Source organism: Pseudomonas sp. S3(2024) (assembly GCF_036861315.1).
In the GTDB taxonomy this organism is placed as follows: Bacteria; Pseudomonadota; Gammaproteobacteria; order Pseudomonadales; family Pseudomonadaceae; genus Aquipseudomonas; species Aquipseudomonas putida_A.
This window is the reverse complement of the sequence record NZ_JAZAQQ010000005.1, coordinates 87720-103461: the sequence shown is the minus strand read 5'-3', so window position 1 is coordinate 103461 and position 15742 is coordinate 87720. Positions and strand designations below refer to the sequence as shown.

The following is a 15742-nucleotide window of genomic DNA, read 5'->3' as shown; positions in this document are numbered from 1 at the left end:
TCATTAACATGGCCGTTAGTTAGGTAGCTAATGAAATCGAGAGGTCAGTATGTGCAGAGTCGATGTCGCGGTGATGATTGGCAGTGGTGTGCCCGCCGGATTGCGCGCGATGGGCCAGAGCGTCTGCTGGGTGGTGTTGCTCAATGGTGAGCGGCGTGGCGCCGCGTTCGCCAGTCGCGACGAGGCGGAGGAGTGCAAGGCTGCCTGGCTCGCGCAACTGATGGCCGAGCCTGGCGACAGCCTGCACTGACATTTATTAACGTCCGTCGTGCAGGCGTACGTTCAATTCATCGACCATCACCGCTTCTTCGCCGTCGGCGCGCAGCCACTCCTTCAGAAGTTGCGCCTGTTGCGGTGTCCAGAAGTCGGCATCGATCAACTTGGTTTTTGCGTCCAGCGGATGCGCTTCGATGAAATCGTCGATTGCCCCGTTTTCCGACGGCAGGCCCAGTTGGTCGAACAGGGTTTTCAGATCATATGCAGGCAGTTCCATCGTGTACTCCTTTTGCGTGTGCCGGAATGGCGCTGTCGCTCGCTCTTTATCTGAGGCAGCCGTTGGACAAGAGTTCGATCCGTGATTCAAGCAAGCGGGCGAGGGCGCACGCCTCGTTATGGTCTTCGCGGAAACCTCTTACACGACCGGTGGAAGATTCCTTGATATGAAAGAACGCGTTACCTGCCGGGACCACCTGAAATCGTGGGGTCTGAACGCTTTGTGCGTATTGCGCAAGTTCCGGCAAATCAGTGCCGTGCAGCACGAAAGGCGTATCCATGACTGGTTTGGAGGGCTGGGCAAAGTGAGTCAGAGTGCACATATGAAGTCCTTTTCATGAGATAGCCGACGGTTACAGGTCGGTTCGGGTAGTCGGAAGCAGCATCGCTGCTCTAGAATCGCCAGTGTCTGTTGGCGACAGGTGCCTATCTAAAGCAATTTTTTACCGGCGATATGTCGGAAAAGGGCTTTTTTTCGTCAGTTTTTTCCCTAAAGTTTGTAGTCCGTCTTCGTTGCGCTTCAATGAAGATTTTTCCTTCAAGGCCTGGCGAACATCGAGGCAAGTTTCTCGCCTGACTTTCCAGTAGTCTTGCGAACTTGTGATGTATGGGCGCTCCGCTTGTTTCAGGTGTACTGAAGTCATTCGGTAACAGCATTGGCCTGGCCGTTTTTTTGCCGTGCGCGTTTTGGCGCCGGGTACTTTTTCAGATGTGGGGATGTTTCTTTGGCAGTCAGTAACCTCGATATGCATGCTTTGTTCGTGTTGGGTGATTTGCGTGCAAAGCTGGTCAAGCTGTTCCAGTCGCGTTTTGTTTACATCACCGAACAGAACGCCGAAGGCATTTACGTGGCCGAGATCGACACCGAAAGTGCGTTGGTGGTCGATGACAAACCGGGGCTCAAGCTCAAGGTCGGCGATCATTTCAGCGCGGCCGTGCTGCCCAGCCGTGAAGGCGGCAAGATGGACATCCGCTTTCGCGAAATCAAACTCACGGTGTACGGCCTGGGCGATTACGCCTTTGTCGATACAGCGGACGGCCACGCGATCCTGTTCAAGGAAGGCCACAGCGTGGTGACGGTGTTTGCCGCGCACCAGCAACTGCAGGAAGGCCTGACCAAGACCCTGAAAGCCGTTACCGGTAAAGCGGCGAAGTGGCGCAAGGGCGAACTGATCACGTTCAAGGCCAGCGAGTGATCGGTGGTGTGAGTCGCGCCGACTTCCATTCGCAAAACCTTGACCGTGCGCGTGAAGAGGCCTTGCGCCTGTTCAACGCCAAAGCCGAGTTGCAGGGAGCGTGGCTGAACTGGGTGGCAGCGCAGATCTACACCTTGCGGCCTGCGGAATACGCCAGCATGGTCAGACGCGAGCTGCAAAGCTTGCAGGAAAAGTCTGAAACATAACCTCGCCGGGATTGGCCCCCGGAAAAAGCAGGAACCTCGGCTACAGTCAGTTGACTGAGTATTCAGAGGCTTGCGGTCTTCTGCCAGGCCATCCTGCTATTGCTGTGAACAGCACGAGGTGCAAAGCATGAAAGGAATTCGACGGCTATTGGCCGCCAGCGTGGTTTCGTTCGGTGTGCTGACGGCCGCGCAGCCGGCAGCGGCGGCACAGGCACCGATTCATTTTGCCGACCTGAACTGGGAAAGCGGCAGCCTGATCACCGATGTCCTGCGGATTATCGTCGAGAAGGGCTATGGCCTGCCGACCGATACGTTGCCCGGCACCACCATCACCCTGGAAACCGCGCTGGCCAACAATGACATTCAGGTCATTGGCGAAGAGTGGGCCGGGCGCAGCCCGGTGTGGGTCAAGGCTGAAGCGGAGGGTAAGGTCGTCAGTCTCGGCGATACGGTCAAGGGTGCGACTGAAGGCTGGTGGGTGCCGGAATACGTGATCAAGGGTGACCCGGCCAAGGGCATCAAGCCGCTGGCGCCGGACCTGCGCAGTGTCAGTGATCTGAAGAAATACAAGGATGTGTTCAAGGACCCGGAAAATCCGAGCAAGGGTCGGTTCCTCAACAGCCCGATCGGCTGGACCTCGGAAGTGGTGAACAAGCAGAAACTGACCGCTTACGGCCTGCAGGACGATTACACCAACTTCCGCAGTGGCTCGGGTGCGGCGCTGGATGCCGAGATCAGCTCTTCGATCCGTCGGGGCAAACCGGTGCTGTTCTATTACTGGTCGCCGACGCCATTGCTGGGCAAATTCAAACTGGTGCAGCTGGAAGAGCCACCGTTCGATGCCGAGGCGTGGAAGACCCTGACCGATGCCGATAACCCCAATCCGAAACCGACCCGTTCGCTGGCATCGAAGCTGTCGATCGGGGTTTCTACGCCGTTCCAGAAGCAGTATCCGCAGATCGCGGATTTCTTCAGCAAGGTGGATTTCCCGATCAAGCCGCTGAACAAGGCGTTGGCCGAGATGAGCGAGAAGCACACCGCGCCACGGCAGGCGGCTGAGGCCTTCATGAAGGCGCATCCGGAGGTGTGGCAGGCGTGGGTGCCGAAGGATGTGGCGGATAAGGTGGCGGCTGATCTGAAATGAGATGGGCTTCTGTGGCGAGGGAGCTTGCTCCCGCTGGGTTGCGAAGCAGCCCCAAATCGGCGACTGCTTCGCAGCCGAGCGGGACGGTGCGACGATTCGACAAGCTCCCTCGCCACAGGATAAGTGTCGACTCAGAACTTCGTCTGCACCGCCAATTCAAAGGTGCGCGGCGTACCCAGATAGTAAGCCGGCGATACATGCGCAAACTCGGCATACACCTCGTTGGTCAGGTTGCGCACCCGGCCGGTGACGGTGGTGTGCGAGTCGACCTTGTAGCTGAGGAAGCTGCCGAACAGCGTGTACGACGGCACGGTCATGGTGTTCGCCGTGTCCGCATACACCGACGCCACATACCGCGCATCGACCCCACCTTGCCATTGCGGCGAAAAATCGTAAGTCAGCCATAGATTGCCGACCCGATCCGGAACGTTGGTCGGCGTGTTGCCCTTGCGTGAGACCACCGCGCCGGCGGCGTTCTTTTCGGTGAAGTCGTCGTATTGCGCATCGACCCAGGCGAAGTTGCCTTCGGCCAACAGCTTGTCGGTAATCCGCAGGGAGCTGGCAATCTCGATGCCTTTCGAAGTTTGCTGTCCTACCGGGATGCTGCTGGTAGGGTCCAGCGGGTCAGTCACGGCGAAGTCCTTGCGCTCAATGGTGTACGCGGCAACCGTCGCCGAGCCACGGCCGTTGAGGTAGTCGAACTTGCTGCCGATTTCCCATTGCTTGCCGGTGGAAACATCGAAGTCCTGCGTGCCATTCGGTTGCTCGGCGGCAGTGCTGTATTGCACGTAGACGCTGGCGGATGGAATGAACTGGTAAGTCAGGCCGACACGCCCGGTGACCGGCTCCCAGCTGCGCTTGAGGTGTTTGGGGTTGGCGGCTGTCACCGTACGGTGGTTGGTCACGTCGAGGTCGATGTCGTCGTAACGCAGGCCGGTGAGCAACGCCAGTTTGTCGGTCAGTGCCAGACGGTTTTCCACGAACAGTGCCTTGGTGGTGACCTCGTTGGTCTTGTCGCTGATCAGTGCCGGGTTGGTGCCGGGAATATCGTAGAAATGCCCCGGACGGTAGTTGTTCGGATCGACCGTGCTTGCGCCTTTGATGTTCAGCGGCGAGTTGGTGGTCTGGTTGACCTTGTACTCGAAACCGCCGGACCAGGTGGTGTCGAGGCCGAACAGGGTGTTGTCGTGGCGCAGTTCGAACTGGTTGCCGTTCTGCTCGCCCTGATGCCGTACCTGATACGCGGTGGAGCGGTTAACCGCGGTGTTATCAGCGTTGTACTGATAGGTCTCGAGGTTGCGGTAATCGCGTTGGCTGTCGAGGTGATACAGCGTGTTGCGCAGGGTGGTGCTGTCGTTGATCCGGTAATCGATGATCGAACGCACCCAGATCGTGCGCTGTTCGTAGCGCCCGTCCTCGACGTTGTAGTTGTTGAAGCGATTGTGTTTGTCGATCTTCAACTCGCCGGCTTTGGGGTTGAGCACCGGCGTGCCCCAGTACGGGCTGTCTTCGTGTTCGTCCTGATATTCCAGGGCCAGGGTGTGCGACAGATCCGGCGTGAGGTCGCTGAGCAACGAGAACGCCACGCTCCAGGCATCGCGCTCCTGACGGTCGATGTAGCCATTGCTGGTGTTGTGGCTGACATCGAGCCGCGCGTAGTGCTGCACGTCGGCGCTCGGGTCGGTCAGCGCGTGGTTGAGGCCGAACGCGGTTTCGGTGGTGTCGTAACTGCCGTAGCTGACGCGACCTTCAGCGGCTTGTTCGTCGCGGGTCGCCAGTTTGGTCACGTAGTTCAGCGAACCTCCCACCGAGCCTGCGCCGTTGATCAGCGACGACGGGCCGCCCACCAGTTCGACCCGATCATAGATCCATGAATCCACCGGCCGGGCGAGGCCCCCGGAGACGTTGATGCCATTGAACATCTGGGTGATCTGGCTGCTGGTGAAACCGCGATAGGAGACGAATCCGCCAAAGCCCGGTGGTGCGCTGGCATTGACTCCGGGCAGGGTGTTGGCGGCGTCCTGAAAGTTCTGCGCGCCGTGGCGTTCGATGTCGTTGCGGTTGGCGACGGCCACCGAGGCCGGCGTGTCGCGTACGCTGAGGCCGAGGCGCGAGGCCATGCCGCTGGATTGGTCGAGGCTCAGGCCTGGTTCGCTGGTGGATTCGCCGTCGATGGTGATCGGCGCCAGGTCTACGGTGGATTGCGCCCAGGCGTTAAGGGACAGGCAGCCGCACAGGCTCGCCAGCAGAGGAATATGTTTCATTGTTGAATCCTGAATGCTTGTCTAGGAATCAGCGCACAGGCGAACGCCGCGCGTTGGCGCAGTGAGCTGAAAAATCAAAAAGGCAAAGACACTCAGGCGAGCGGTGGGGCGCGAGGGTTGGCCGAGGGCCAGGTGAAGCGGGCAGGGAGGTCAGCACTGACGATGGGCGCCAGTGGCGGGCTGTGCTGTTCGGGCAGAACCGCGAGGGTCAGGCCGGAGTTGAACGCCGGGCCCATGCCGCCGCCGACCGAGCACAGCGGGCAGCCGAACGCCTTGGACAGGGTCGGCAATTGTTCTTCGCTGGGATTGCTGGTCAGTGGCGCTTGGGTGGCCGGGTCGACCGTACAGAACTGCCCGCCGATGCCGTTGAGCTGCATCCCGACCATTTGCCCGTGACCGATGCTGCAGGCGAACACGTTGAACAGGACGCAGCAATAAAGCATCCAGGCCAGCAGTGAGCGATCGGAACGGGTGAATTTCATGGGGCGGCACTTTACCGTACCGCTGATCGGTCGTGCACTTCAAAAAATGCCAACTAGGATGTTTTGTTCAAATCCCTTGAAAGGATTCTCGACCATGACCTTTGTGTTGGCTCAATGGCTGGTGACGATATTTGCGGCAATCGCTCTGGTACACGTGTATTGGGCGCTGGGTGGGCAATGGGCGGCGGTGGCGGCGGTACCGCAAGTGCCGGTGCAAGGACTGGTGGTGACGGTGCGACCGGCGTTCAAACCGTCAGGCTGGATTACCTTGCTGGTAGCGGCAGCATTGTTGGTGATTGCCGCGCTGGTGTGCATGCGCGTCGGCTGGGGCATGCCGGCAGTGCATCACAGTGCGTTGCAATGGGTGATCAGTGCGATTGCGTTGTTGATGTTTGCCCGGGCGATCGGCGATTCGAATCTGGTGGGGTTTTTCAAGGAAGTGAAAGGGTCGCGGTTTGCGCGGCTGGACACCTGGGTGTATTCGCCGCTGTGTCTGGTGTTGGGGGCCGGGTTGTTGGCGGTAGCTTGGGTCTGACCCGGTTCATGTGTTGGCAATACCGGCCTCTTCGCGAGCAAGCCCGCTCCCACAGGGGAAATGCATTCCAAATGTGGGAGCGGGCTTGCTCGCGAAGAGGCCAGTTCAGACACCCTGGATGTAGAAACTAACTACCACTCTCGGAGCGGCGGCTACTCACCTCAGCCGGCACATCATCCCCGGCCATGCGCTTGCGGAACAAAGCCGCCCGCGCCAGCAGCAACGTAGTCACCGGCACGGTAATCGCCAGCAGAATCGGAATCAGCCAGGCATGCATCACCGGTCCGGACTTGAGTGCCGAAAAACAGATGATCGACGCCAGTGCGACACACCACGCGCCCAGTGTCGAGGCCAGCGCCGGCGGGTGCATGCGCTGGAAGTAATCCTTCATGCGCAGCAATCCGGTCGCGCCAATCAGTGCAAACACCCCGCTGAGCACCAGCAGGATCGCCACCGGAATCTCCACCCACAGCGACAATTCAGCATTCATTCGATCACCTCGCCACGCAGCAGGAATTTCGCCAGGGCAAACGAGCCGACGAAGCCGAACAGCGCGATCAGCAGCGCTGCCTCGAAGTAAGTGTCACTGGAATAACGAATGCCCAGCGTCAGCATCATCAGCATGGCAACGATATACAGGTAATCCAGAGCGAGTACCCGATCCTGTGCCGACGGCCCCTTGAACAAGCGAATCAAGGTCAGGACCATTGCCAGCGAGAACAGGAACAGCGTCAGCAGAATCGCGTTCGACAGCAGCGGGCTCATTCGAAAATCTCCATCAACGGCTGCTCGTAGGCAGTCTTGAAGTGGTGGATGAAGTGCGCCTCGTCATCCAGATCCCAGACATGCAGCAGCAGAATGCTGCGATCCAGCGCCAGCTCCGACCACACGGTGCCGGGCACCACGGTGCAGATCATCGCCAGCGCCGCCAGACCGTTGGCATCGCGCAGGTCCAGCGGGACTTTGACGAAGCCTGAGCGCGGCGGGCGGCGACCGGCGTTGAGCACGCCCCAGGCGACGATCAGGTTGGAGAGGATCACGTCACGGCCGACCATCAGGAACAGGCGCAAAATCGTCAGCGGGCGGCGGATGCGCACCTGTTTCGGACGCAGCTTGCGCATCATCAATGGTGCGGCGAACCCGAGGATTGCGCCGAGCAGCAGGTTGCCCGGGCTGACAGACAGGTTCAGCGTCAGCCACAAAACCCACAACGCCAGTGACAGTAATGGAGCCGGAAACACGCGCTTCATGGCTGCACCTCCAGCATCGCCGCTTTGGCTTCAGGGCTGGGAACGGCGCGGGTGCCGAGCACCGCCATTACGTATTGCTGCGGGTTGTTCAGCGCGTCGGCGGTGGCCTGGGTGTAACGCAGCAGCGGTTCGGCCTTGAAGGTCAGCGCGATGCTCAGCCCCAGCAACAGGAAGATCGGTGCGCATTCAAGCTTGCGCAGCAGCGGCGAAGGGCGCTCCTCGGGCGTCCAGAAACGCTGGATGCCCATGCGCGCGAATGCCATCAACGAGGCCAGTCCGGACAGGATCAGCAGCGCCAGCAACGCCCAGGCTGCGTTCGAGATCGGTGCCTCGCCGCCCAGCCCCAGCGGATTGAGCAGCGCACCGATCAGGTTGAGCTTGCCGATGAACCCGGACAGCGGCGGCATGCCGATGATCAGCAGCGCGCAGGCAATGAAACTCAGGCCGAGAAACGCCATGGTCCACGGGATGACCTGACCGACCACGGCTTTCTGCTCGTCATCGAGGTTGATGCCTTTGGGCGGTTGCAGGGATTCCTGCGGACGCGGCAGCAACTCGCTTTCGTCCTCCAGCGGGATTTCGTTGGCCGAACGCGAACGCTCGATCAACTCCGCCAGCAGGAACAGCGCACTCAGTGCCAGGGTCGAGCTGACCAGATAGAACAGCGCCGCGCCGATCAGGTTTGGCTGGGCGAAACCCACCGCCGACAACAGAATCCCCGCCGACACCAGAATGCTCAGGCTGGCCATGCGCTCCAGACGCTGTGCAGCCAGAATCGCCAGCGCCGCGCAGGCGATGGTCGCCATGCCGCCGTAGATGAGCCAGTCGCCACCGAAGAAGGCCGAGGCTCCGGCCTGACTGGAAAACAGCAGCGTCCACAGGCGCAGCAGGGTGTAGACGCCGACCTTGGTCATGATCGCGAACATCGCCGCCACCGGCGCGCTGGCCGAGGAGTAGGCCGGCACCAGCCAGAAGTTCAGCGGCCACATGCCGGCCTTGGCCAGGAATGCCACCGCAAGAATCCCCGCGCCGGCGTGCAGCAACCCACGGTCGGCTTCCGGAACCAGCGGAATTTTCAGCGCCAGATCGGCCATGTTCAGCGTACCGGTGACGCCATAGATCAGCGCCGCGCCAATCAGGAACAGCGACGAGGCCAGCAGGTTGATCGAGATGTAATGCAGCCCCGACGACACCCGCGCCCGACCCGAACCGTGCAGCAACAGGCCATACGAGGCGGCGAGCAGCACCTCGAAGAACACGAACAGGTTGAACAGGTCGGCGGTGAGGAAGGCGCCATACAGGCCCATCAGCTGAATCTGGAACAACGCGTGGAAGCTCGATCCCGCGCCGTCCCAGCGCGCCATGGCGAACAGCAGGGCGCTGACGCCGATGATCCCGGTCAACACCAGCATCAAGGCCGAGAGGCGATCAACCACCAGCACGATGCCGAACGGCGCCTGCCAGTTGCCCGGCAGATACACGCCGATGGAACCGGGCACGCCGGTGGTTTGCGTCCACTGCAGCAGCATCACCGAAATGAACAGGCCGACGAGGCTGGAGAACAGGTTGATTTTCGCCTTCAGCGGCCGATGCTTCTCGCCGAGCATCAACATGATGGCGGCGGTCAGCAGCGGCAGCAGGATCGGTGCGGCGATCAGGTGAGTCATCGCCATCATTCCTTGGGCTCCCGGCCGTCGACGTGGTCGGTGCCGGTCAGGCCCCGCGACGCCAGCAGCACCACCAGAAACAGCGCGGTCATGGCGAAGCTGATGACGATCGCGGTCAGCACCAGTGCCTGCGGCAGCGGATCGGTGTAGTGCAGCAGGTCCTGGGTCACGCCGTCCTTGATCACCGGCTCTTTACCGATGAACAGGCTGCCCATGCTGAAGATGAACAGGTTGACCGCGTAGGACAGCAGGCACAGGCCCATGACCACCTGAAACGTCCGTGGTCGCAACACCAGCCAGACCCCGGAGGCGGCGAGCACGCCGATGGCGATTGCGATGACTTCTTCCATCAGACGGCTCCTTTGCTGGCGACGGACTTGGGCAGCGACGCGGTCTTGTGACCCCGCACCGATTGGTGGGCGAGGGCGGTGAGGATCAGCAGCGTCGAGCCCACGACCACGGCGTACACGCCGATATCGAAGAACAGCGCGCTGGCGATATGGATCTCGCCCAGCAGCGGCAAGGCGAAATGCCAGGTGTGGGTGGTCAGGAACGGATAACCAACCGCCATCGCCCCGAGACCGGTGGCGGTGGCGAACAGCAGCCCGGTGCCCATCCAGCGCAGCGGTCGCAGGCTCATTTGCGCCTCGACCCACTGCGTGCCGGCGACCATGTATTGCAGGATGAACGCCACCGACATCACCAGTCCGGCGACGAAACCGCCGCCCGGCTGGTTGTGACCGCGCATGAACAGGTAGCACGACACCACCAGCGCAATCGGCAGCAACAGGCGCACCAGCACCGCCGGCACCATCATGAAGCCGAGCGCGGTGTCGCTGGCGCTGCGCGGGTTGACCAGATCGGTGACCACGTCCGGCGCGAGCAGGCGTTGCTGGGCCGGCAGTTGCAGGCTTTCTTTCGGCGGGCGGAAGCGTCGCAGCAGGGCGAACACGGTCAGCGCCACGGCCACCAGCACGGTGATTTCACCGAGGGTGTCGAAGCCGCGGAAGTCCACCAGCATCACGTTGACCACGTTGCTGCCACCACCCTCGGGCATGGCGCGACTGAGGTAGAACGAGGAAATGTCGTTGGGCGTTTGCCGCGTCAGCATCGCGTAGGACAGCAGCGCCATGCCGGCGCCGACGGCAATCGACAGCAGCAAGTCGCGCAAGCGGCGCACCCGGGCCTTGCGCAGGCTCGACGGCAGTGGCGAGACTTCTTCGATGCGTCGCGGCAGCCAGCGCAGGCCGAGCAGGATCAACACCGTGGTCACCACTTCCACCGCCAGTTGCGTCAGGGCCAGATCCGGCGCCGAGAACCAGACGAAGGTCACGCAGGTCATCAACCCGCAGACGCTGACCATGGTCAGGGCGGCGAGACGGTGATACTTGGCCTGCCACGCGGCGCCGAGGGCGCAGGCAATCGCCAGCAGCCACAGGGTGACGAACACGATGGAACCCGGAATCTTCGGCCGGTCGCCCCAGCTCAGGCTGCTGTGCAACATCGGGATCAGGCCGGCGAGCACTGCCGCCAAAACCATCAGGAACAGTTGCATTTGCAGGCGGCGGGTGCCGAGTCGTCGTTCGACCCGACGGGCCATGCGCATCATCAGCACCAGACTGCGCTCGAACAGGCGCTTGCCGTTGAAGCGACCCACCAGCGGCGGGTATTTGAAGCGGCCCCGCTTGAGCTGGTTGCGCAGCAGCAGATAGACCACGATGCCGCTGGACATGGCGATCAGGCTCATGATCATCGGCGCGTTCAGACCGTGCCAGATCGCCAGGCTGTATTCCGGCAGCGTCCCGCCCACCACCGGCAGCGCGGCAGCCGCGAGCAGTGGGCCGACCACTTGCGCCGGGAAGATCCCGACGACCAGACAGGTGAACACCAGCAGCTCGACTGGCGCACGCATCCAGCGCGGCGGTTCGTGCGGGGTGTGCGGCAGGTCGGTGGCGGTAGGGCCGAAAAACACGTCGACGGTAAAGCGCAGCGAGTAGGCGACGCTGAAGGTACCGGCAATGGTCGCGACAATCGGCAACGCTGCTTCGACCCACGCGGTGGCGTTGATGAACACGGTTTCGGCGAAGAACATTTCTTTCGACAGGAAGCCGTTGAGCAGCGGTACGCCGGCCATCGACGCGCTGGCGACCATGGCCAATGTGGCGGTGAACGGAATCAGTTTGATCAGGCCGCTGAGTTTGCGGATGTCACGGGTGCCGCTTTCGTGGTCGATGATCCCGGCGGCCATAAACAGCGACGCCTTGAAGGTCGCGTGGTTGAGAATGTGGAACACCGCAGCGACCGCTGCCAGCGGGCTGTTCAGGCCGAGCAGCAGGGTGATCAGGCCCAGATGGCTGATGGTCGAGTAGGCCAGCAGGCCCTTGAGATCGTTCTGGAACATCGCGCAGTAGGCGCCGAGCAACAACGTACACGCACCGGCGCCGCTGACGATGTAGAACCATTCTTCACTGCCGGACAGCGACGGCCACAGGCGTGCGAGCAGAAATACCCCGGCCTTGACCATGGTCGCCGAGTGCAGATAAGCCGAAACCGGAGTGGGCGCCGCCATGGCGTGCGGTAGCCAGAAGTGGAAAGGGAACTGGGCGCTTTTGCTGAGAGCGCCAATGAGGATGAGGGGAAGCAGGATAGGGTAGAGGGCATGTGCGCGAATCTGATCGCCGGCGGCCAAGACCTTGTCCAGGTCATAGCTGCCGACGACATGGCCGAGGATCATGACCCCCGCCAGCAGGCACAATCCTCCCGCACCGGTGACCATCAGCGCCATGTAGGCGCCACGCCGGGCATCCGAGCGGTGGTGCCAGTAGCCGATCAACAGGAACGAGAAGAGGCTGGTCAGCTCCCAGAAGAACACGATCTGGATCAGGTTGCCGGAGATCACCAGCCCGAGCATGGCGCCCATGAACGCCAGGAAAAAGGCGAAGAAGCGCGGCACCGGGTCGTCCGGCGACATGTAATAACGCGCATATAAAGAGACCAGAGCGCCGATGCCCAGCACCAGCAACGAGAACAACCAGGCGAAGCCGTCCATGCGCAGGACGAAATTCAAACCGAGGCTGGGCAGCCACATGAATTCTTCGCGGATCACCCCGCCGTGGGCGATTTGCGGGTACAACAGCGCGACCTGCACGGTGCCGATCAAAGCGACCAGACCTGCCAACAGGGATTCGGTATTACGCGCGTTGTGTGGCAGCACCGCTGCCAGACAGCTGCCAATGAATGGCAGAAGCAGTAGAACTATCAGGGACATAGGCTTCTAATCTGCGGAAGTTTGTGAAGCATCATACGTGCCAGCTCCCTGATTACCAAACGCCAGGATGTCTCAGAATCCTACAAAGTAGTCTGGAATTTTCTGTTTGGCATTGTTTCAGGTAGATGGATATTGCTTGGAATGGCCTCATCGCGAGCAGGCTCACTCCTACAGGGGAAACGCATTTCAATTGTAGGAGTGAGCCTGCTCGCGATAGCTACGGTTCAGGCACTAAAGATATTGCGGATTAACCTTGGGTCTCCCGCTCCAGCTCAGCGTCTTCTTCGACAACCTTACCCTTGGTCTTCAACTCACTGACAATCACCGCCGCCACAATCAACCCTGCACCCACCAAGGCAATCGCCGGCAAGCGCTCCCCGGCAAGCCGCCCGACGATCCCGGCCCACACCGGCTCACCGGCATAGATCAACGTCGCCCGGGTCGGCGAAACGCTTTTCTGCGCCCAGTTCATCGCCACCTGAATCGCCGCACTCGCCGCGCCGAGTCCCAGCGCGGTCACCAGCAAGGTCCAGGAAAAATCCGGAAGCGCTTCACCGGTCGGCACCACCAGCAGGAACGACAGCACCGACGTCATCGCCAATTGCACCACGGTCACCCGGCGCACATCGACCTGACCGGCATAGGTGCTGATCAGAATGATCTCGGCAGCAATCGCGATGGCACTGATCAGGGTGGCAATCTCCCCTGGGCTAAAATTCAGCGAAGCGCCGGAAGGCCCGGACAGCAGCATCAAACCGGTAAACGCCAGCATGATGCCGATGCTTGGCATCAACCCCGGACGACGGCCCAGCACCAGCCATTGCAGCAACGGCACGAAGGGCACGTACAGCGCGGTGATGAATGCCGACTGACTGCTCGGGATCGTTTGCAGACCAACCGTCTGCAAGCCGTAACCGAGCATGATCGCCACGCCGATGAACGATCCGGCCTTGAGCTCGAACAGGGTCAGTTCACGCAAGTGGCGCCAGGAGAACAGCGCGACAATGGCGGCCGCAGCGGCAAAGCGCAGGCCGACAAAGAACATCGGTCCACTGACGGTCATGGCGTGTTGCACCAGCAGAAACGTACCGCCCCAGACCATGGTGATCAGCACCAGCACGCACTCGGCCTTGCTGAAACGGGAGAAGCGAAGAGGCGTGGGGGAGCTGTTCACTGACGTCATGTCCTTGCGCACTATAAAAGGCAGGACGCACAATGCGCCCAACGTTGCGCAGTATACTGCCCAACCCCACCGAGTGAGCAATATAGTGCACAAAGATTCCAGCCAACGGGCGTCCGTCCTGCAACACGTCAGTCACAACGTCCGGCGCCTGCGCCACGCTGCCGACATGAGCCAGACCGCGCTGGCGGAAAAGTCCGGCGTCAGTCGGCGCATGCTGGTGGCGATCGAGGCCGGGGAAAAGAATGTCAGCCTGACCACCCTCGATCGCGTTGCCGAAGCGCTCGACGTGGCCTTCAGCGACCTGATCCAGGCCCCAGACGCACGCGATACCAGCCGCATCAACGAGGTGGCGTGGGCCGGGGTGATTCCCGGGAGCAAAGCGGTGCTTTTGTCCAAGGCCACCGCCACCCGTGAAGTCGAACAGTGGGAATGGTGTCTGCAACCGGGCGAGGTCTATCCGTCGCAACCCGACGCCGATGGCTGGAGCGAGCAGATTTATGTGTTCGAAGGTTGCCTGACGCTAACGGTGGGTGATGTGACCAATACCATTGCGAGCGGCGAGTTTTTCATGTTTGCCAGCAACCAGCCCCATGGCTATCGCAATGACGGGCCGGTGGCGGTGCGCTTTGTGCGCAATGTGGTGATTTGAATGAGTCAGAACGCAGACATCCTGATCATCGGCGGTGGCCTCAGCGGCACGATGCTGGCCGTGCAGTTGCTGCGACTGCCCGGCCAGCGTCGGATCCTGATCATCGAACCGCGCGCCGAACTCGGTCGCGGTGAAGCTTACAGCGCCGTCGAACTGGGCCACACGCTCAACGGCAATGCGGCGCGCATGAGTGTCGACCCCGATAACCCCGATGACCTGACTCAATGGCTGACCGCGCACATCGCTGCCGGTGGCTGGCCGGAATCTGCCGAGCAGAATGTGCCGATCAGTGAGCTGTTCCCGCCACGCGGATTGTTTGGCGTGTATGTACAGCAGCGTCTGGCCGAAGCGCGGGTCGTTGGTGCGCAGCACGGTTCGACGGTCGAGCACATCTGCGCCGAAGTCGTCGATCTGCAAAGCGAGGCCGATTCGGTGCAACTGAGTTTGAGCAATGGGCAGACTCTGCGCGGTGCCTACGCCGTGCTCGCCACGGGCATGTTCCCCGCCGCGCGCACGCCGCAGAAGGAGTCCAGCGGCCTGAACGCCGCAGCGCTTGATCCGTGGGATGTCGCCGCCATGCGTCAGCTCGATCCGCAGTCGACTGTGCTGATCATCGGCTCCGGCCTGACCATGGTCGATGCCGTGGTTTCACTGGAGCAGGCCGGGCATCGCGGGCCGATCGAAGTGTTTTCCCGTCACGGACTGTTGCCCCATGTGCGTCGGCAACCGCCGGCGTGGGTGGATTTTCTTGCCGAAGATCAGAGCATTCGCACACCTCGACAGTTGTTGCGCGAGCTGCGCAGGCATTGCCGCGAGGCGATCGCTCAGGGCATCGACTGGCAGGCGCCGCTGGACACGGTGCGGGCCCATATCGGACGGCTGTGGAGTCAGGCGACTGACGTGCAGCGTCGACAATTCGTACGCCATGTGCGGCCGTGGTGGGAGAGTCATCATCACCGGTCGCCGCCGCTGAGTGCCCAATTGGTCGAGCGGTTGCAGGGCGAAGGGCGGTTGCGGATTCAGGCAGCGTCGTTCAAAGGGTTAGAGCCTTGCGCGGAGGGCGGCGTGAGCATTCGCATTCGTCGCCGTGGTGATGCTGAAACCTGCTTAATTCATGGCGCAGCGCTGATTAATTCCAGCGGCATTGAATATGACTGGCGTCGGGTCGCGCGGCCATTGCCGCAGCAGTTGTTGGCGCGCGGACTGGTGCGGTCGGGGCCGTTGGCGTTGGGGATCGCGGCTGCGATTGATGGTGCGGTGCTGAACGAACACGGGCAGGTAGCGAACCGGCTGTTCGCCATGGGCCCTCCGTTGCGAGGGATGTGGTGGGAGAGTACGGCGGTGACGGATGTGGCGTTGCAGGCCAAGGCGTTGGCGGCGCGATTGGCGGGATAAGGTTGAGGGTG

18 protein-coding genes are annotated in these 15742 nt (G+C 61.4%); 7 read left to right on the top strand and 11 right to left on the bottom strand.

Annotated elements, in window-relative coordinates; genetic code table 11:
• The first annotated feature begins 49 nt into the window (after positions 1 to 49).
• Positions 50 to 250: a hypothetical protein gene (locus VLA07_RS14610; RefSeq protein ID WP_333989534.1), complete on the top strand. Its 201-nt coding sequence runs from the start codon at positions 50 to 52 to the stop codon at positions 248 to 250.
• 6 nt (positions 251 to 256) lie between these two features.
• Here VLA07_RS14610 and VLA07_RS14605 read toward each other — a convergent pair whose 3' ends face one another.
• A complete protein-coding gene (locus VLA07_RS14605; protein WP_095136495.1) occupies positions 257 to 493 on the bottom strand; it encodes a DUF2789 family protein in 237 nt (78 codons plus the stop codon).
• 46 nt (positions 494 to 539) lie between these two features.
• Complete coding sequence (locus tag VLA07_RS14600) at positions 540 to 815, bottom strand: hypothetical protein (RefSeq protein ID WP_027612961.1); 276 nt, start codon at positions 813 to 815, stop codon at positions 540 to 542.
• Positions 816 to 1217: 402 nt separating this feature from the next.
• On the opposite strand from VLA07_RS14600, the gene VLA07_RS14595 reads away from it, so the two are divergent.
• The 3 genes from VLA07_RS14595 (at position 1218) to VLA07_RS14585 (ending at position 3038) form a co-directional block, all read left to right on the top strand.
• Positions 1218 to 1688: a hypothetical protein gene (locus tag VLA07_RS14595; protein WP_007966910.1), complete on the top strand. Its 471-nt coding sequence runs from the start codon at positions 1218 to 1220 to the stop codon at positions 1686 to 1688.
• Positions 1689 to 1696: 8 nt separating this feature from the next.
• The gene (locus VLA07_RS14590) at positions 1697 to 1894 is read left to right on the top strand and encodes a hypothetical protein (RefSeq protein ID WP_027612962.1); all 198 of its coding nucleotides are present in this window, start codon (positions 1697 to 1699) and stop codon (positions 1892 to 1894) included.
• Positions 1895 to 2021: 127 nt separating this feature from the next.
• The gene (locus tag VLA07_RS14585; protein ID WP_333989533.1) at positions 2022 to 3038 is read left to right on the top strand and encodes an ABC transporter substrate-binding protein; all 1017 of its coding nucleotides are present in this window, start codon (positions 2022 to 2024) and stop codon (positions 3036 to 3038) included.
• A 131-nt stretch (positions 3039 to 3169) separates the two neighbouring features.
• Here the strand turns inward: VLA07_RS14585 and VLA07_RS14580 are convergent, their stop codons facing one another.
• Positions 3170 to 5302, bottom strand: coding sequence for a TonB-dependent receptor (locus VLA07_RS14580; RefSeq protein WP_333989532.1), 2133 nt, complete (start codon positions 5300 to 5302; stop codon positions 3170 to 3172).
• A gap of 92 nt (positions 5303 to 5394) precedes the next feature.
• Positions 5395 to 5784: a DUF2946 domain-containing protein gene (locus VLA07_RS14575; RefSeq protein ID WP_333989531.1), complete on the bottom strand. Its 390-nt coding sequence runs from the start codon at positions 5782 to 5784 to the stop codon at positions 5395 to 5397.
• Positions 5785 to 5878: 94 nt separating this feature from the next.
• On the opposite strand from VLA07_RS14575, the gene VLA07_RS14570 reads away from it, so the two are divergent.
• A complete protein-coding gene (locus tag VLA07_RS14570) occupies positions 5879 to 6319 on the top strand; it encodes a DUF3995 domain-containing protein (RefSeq protein ID WP_333989530.1) in 441 nt (146 codons plus the stop codon).
• Between the two features lie 127 nt (positions 6320 to 6446).
• Here the strand turns inward: VLA07_RS14570 and VLA07_RS14565 are convergent, their stop codons facing one another.
• The 7 genes from VLA07_RS14565 to VLA07_RS14535 form a co-directional block, all read right to left on the bottom strand.
• On the bottom strand, positions 6447 to 6809 hold the full coding sequence (locus VLA07_RS14565) for a Na+/H+ antiporter subunit G (protein ID WP_333989529.1): 363 nt from the start codon (positions 6807 to 6809) through the stop codon (positions 6447 to 6449).
• Positions 6806 to 7084, bottom strand: a complete 279-nt coding sequence (locus VLA07_RS14560) for a K+/H+ antiporter subunit F (protein ID WP_003225959.1) — start codon at positions 7082 to 7084, stop codon at positions 6806 to 6808. The genes VLA07_RS14565 and VLA07_RS14560 overlap by 4 nt, the downstream gene beginning before the upstream one ends.
• On the bottom strand, positions 7081 to 7569 hold the full coding sequence (locus tag VLA07_RS14555) for a Na+/H+ antiporter subunit E (protein WP_115989518.1): 489 nt from the start codon (positions 7567 to 7569) through the stop codon (positions 7081 to 7083). The genes VLA07_RS14560 and VLA07_RS14555 overlap by 4 nt, the downstream gene beginning before the upstream one ends.
• Positions 7566 to 9245, bottom strand: coding sequence for a monovalent cation/H+ antiporter subunit D (locus VLA07_RS14550; protein WP_098964383.1), 1680 nt, complete (start codon positions 9243 to 9245; stop codon positions 7566 to 7568). The genes VLA07_RS14555 and VLA07_RS14550 overlap by 4 nt, the downstream gene beginning before the upstream one ends.
• Positions 9242 to 9586, bottom strand: coding sequence for a Na+/H+ antiporter subunit C (locus tag VLA07_RS14545; protein ID WP_003225953.1), 345 nt, complete (start codon positions 9584 to 9586; stop codon positions 9242 to 9244). Before VLA07_RS14545 ends, VLA07_RS14550 begins: the two co-directional genes overlap by 4 nt.
• Entirely contained in the window at positions 9586 to 12504 is a 2919-nt protein-coding gene (locus VLA07_RS14540; protein WP_097090310.1) for a monovalent cation/H+ antiporter subunit A, read from the bottom strand. The genes VLA07_RS14545 and VLA07_RS14540 overlap by 1 nt, the downstream gene beginning before the upstream one ends.
• Positions 12505 to 12751: 247 nt before the next feature.
• Positions 12752 to 13687, bottom strand: a complete 936-nt coding sequence (locus tag VLA07_RS14535) for a DMT family transporter (protein WP_333989528.1) — start codon at positions 13685 to 13687, stop codon at positions 12752 to 12754.
• An 85-nt stretch (positions 13688 to 13772) separates the two neighbouring features.
• On the opposite strand from VLA07_RS14535, the gene VLA07_RS14530 reads away from it, so the two are divergent.
• On the top strand, positions 13773 to 14336 hold the full coding sequence (locus VLA07_RS14530) for a helix-turn-helix domain-containing protein (protein WP_103368869.1): 564 nt from the start codon (positions 13773 to 13775) through the stop codon (positions 14334 to 14336).
• On the top strand, positions 14337 to 15731 hold the full coding sequence (locus VLA07_RS14525; RefSeq protein ID WP_333989527.1) for an FAD/NAD(P)-binding protein: 1395 nt from the start codon (positions 14337 to 14339) through the stop codon (positions 15729 to 15731). It begins immediately after the preceding gene.
• The last annotated feature ends 11 nt before the right edge of the window (positions 15732 to 15742 follow it).

What these genes read in the sequence shown, in the direction of transcription:
- VLA07_RS14605 (WP_095136495.1), bottom strand. Translation starts at nt 493, where the DNA reads ATGGAACTGCCTGCATATGATCTGAAAACCCTGTTCGACCAACTGGGC.
- VLA07_RS14570 (WP_333989530.1), top strand. Translation starts at nt 5,879, where the DNA reads ATGACCTTTGTGTTGGCTCAATGGCTGGTGACGATATTTGCGGCAATC.
- VLA07_RS14565 (WP_333989529.1), bottom strand. Translation starts at nt 6,809, where the DNA reads ATGAATGCTGAATTGTCGCTGTGGGTGGAGATTCCGGTGGCGATCCTG.
- VLA07_RS14535 (WP_333989528.1), bottom strand. Translation starts at nt 13,687, where the DNA reads ATGACGTCAGTGAACAGCTCCCCCACGCCTCTTCGCTTCTCCCGTTTC.
- VLA07_RS14555 (WP_115989518.1), bottom strand. Translation starts at nt 7,569, where the DNA reads ATGAAGCGCGTGTTTCCGGCTCCATTACTGTCACTGGCGTTGTGGGTT.
- VLA07_RS14580 (WP_333989532.1), bottom strand. Translation starts at nt 5,302, where the DNA reads ATGAAACATATTCCTCTGCTGGCGAGCCTGTGCGGCTGCCTGTCCCTT.
- VLA07_RS14560 (WP_003225959.1), bottom strand. Translation starts at nt 7,084, where the DNA reads ATGAGCCCGCTGCTGTCGAACGCGATTCTGCTGACGCTGTTCCTGTTC.
- VLA07_RS14600 (WP_027612961.1), bottom strand. Translation starts at nt 815, where the DNA reads ATGTGCACTCTGACTCACTTTGCCCAGCCCTCCAAACCAGTCATGGAT.
- VLA07_RS14525 (WP_333989527.1), top strand. Translation starts at nt 14,337, where the DNA reads ATGAGTCAGAACGCAGACATCCTGATCATCGGCGGTGGCCTCAGCGGC.
- VLA07_RS14545 (WP_003225953.1), bottom strand. Translation starts at nt 9,586, where the DNA reads ATGGAAGAAGTCATCGCAATCGCCATCGGCGTGCTCGCCGCCTCCGGG.
- VLA07_RS14610 (WP_333989534.1), top strand. Translation starts at nt 50, where the DNA reads ATGTGCAGAGTCGATGTCGCGGTGATGATTGGCAGTGGTGTGCCCGCC.
- VLA07_RS14540 (WP_097090310.1), bottom strand. Translation starts at nt 12,504, where the DNA reads ATGTCCCTGATAGTTCTACTGCTTCTGCCATTCATTGGCAGCTGTCTG.
- VLA07_RS14585 (WP_333989533.1), top strand. Translation starts at nt 2,022, where the DNA reads ATGAAAGGAATTCGACGGCTATTGGCCGCCAGCGTGGTTTCGTTCGGT.
- VLA07_RS14575 (WP_333989531.1), bottom strand. Translation starts at nt 5,784, where the DNA reads ATGAAATTCACCCGTTCCGATCGCTCACTGCTGGCCTGGATGCTTTAT.
- VLA07_RS14550 (WP_098964383.1), bottom strand. Translation starts at nt 9,245, where the DNA reads ATGATGGCGATGACTCACCTGATCGCCGCACCGATCCTGCTGCCGCTG.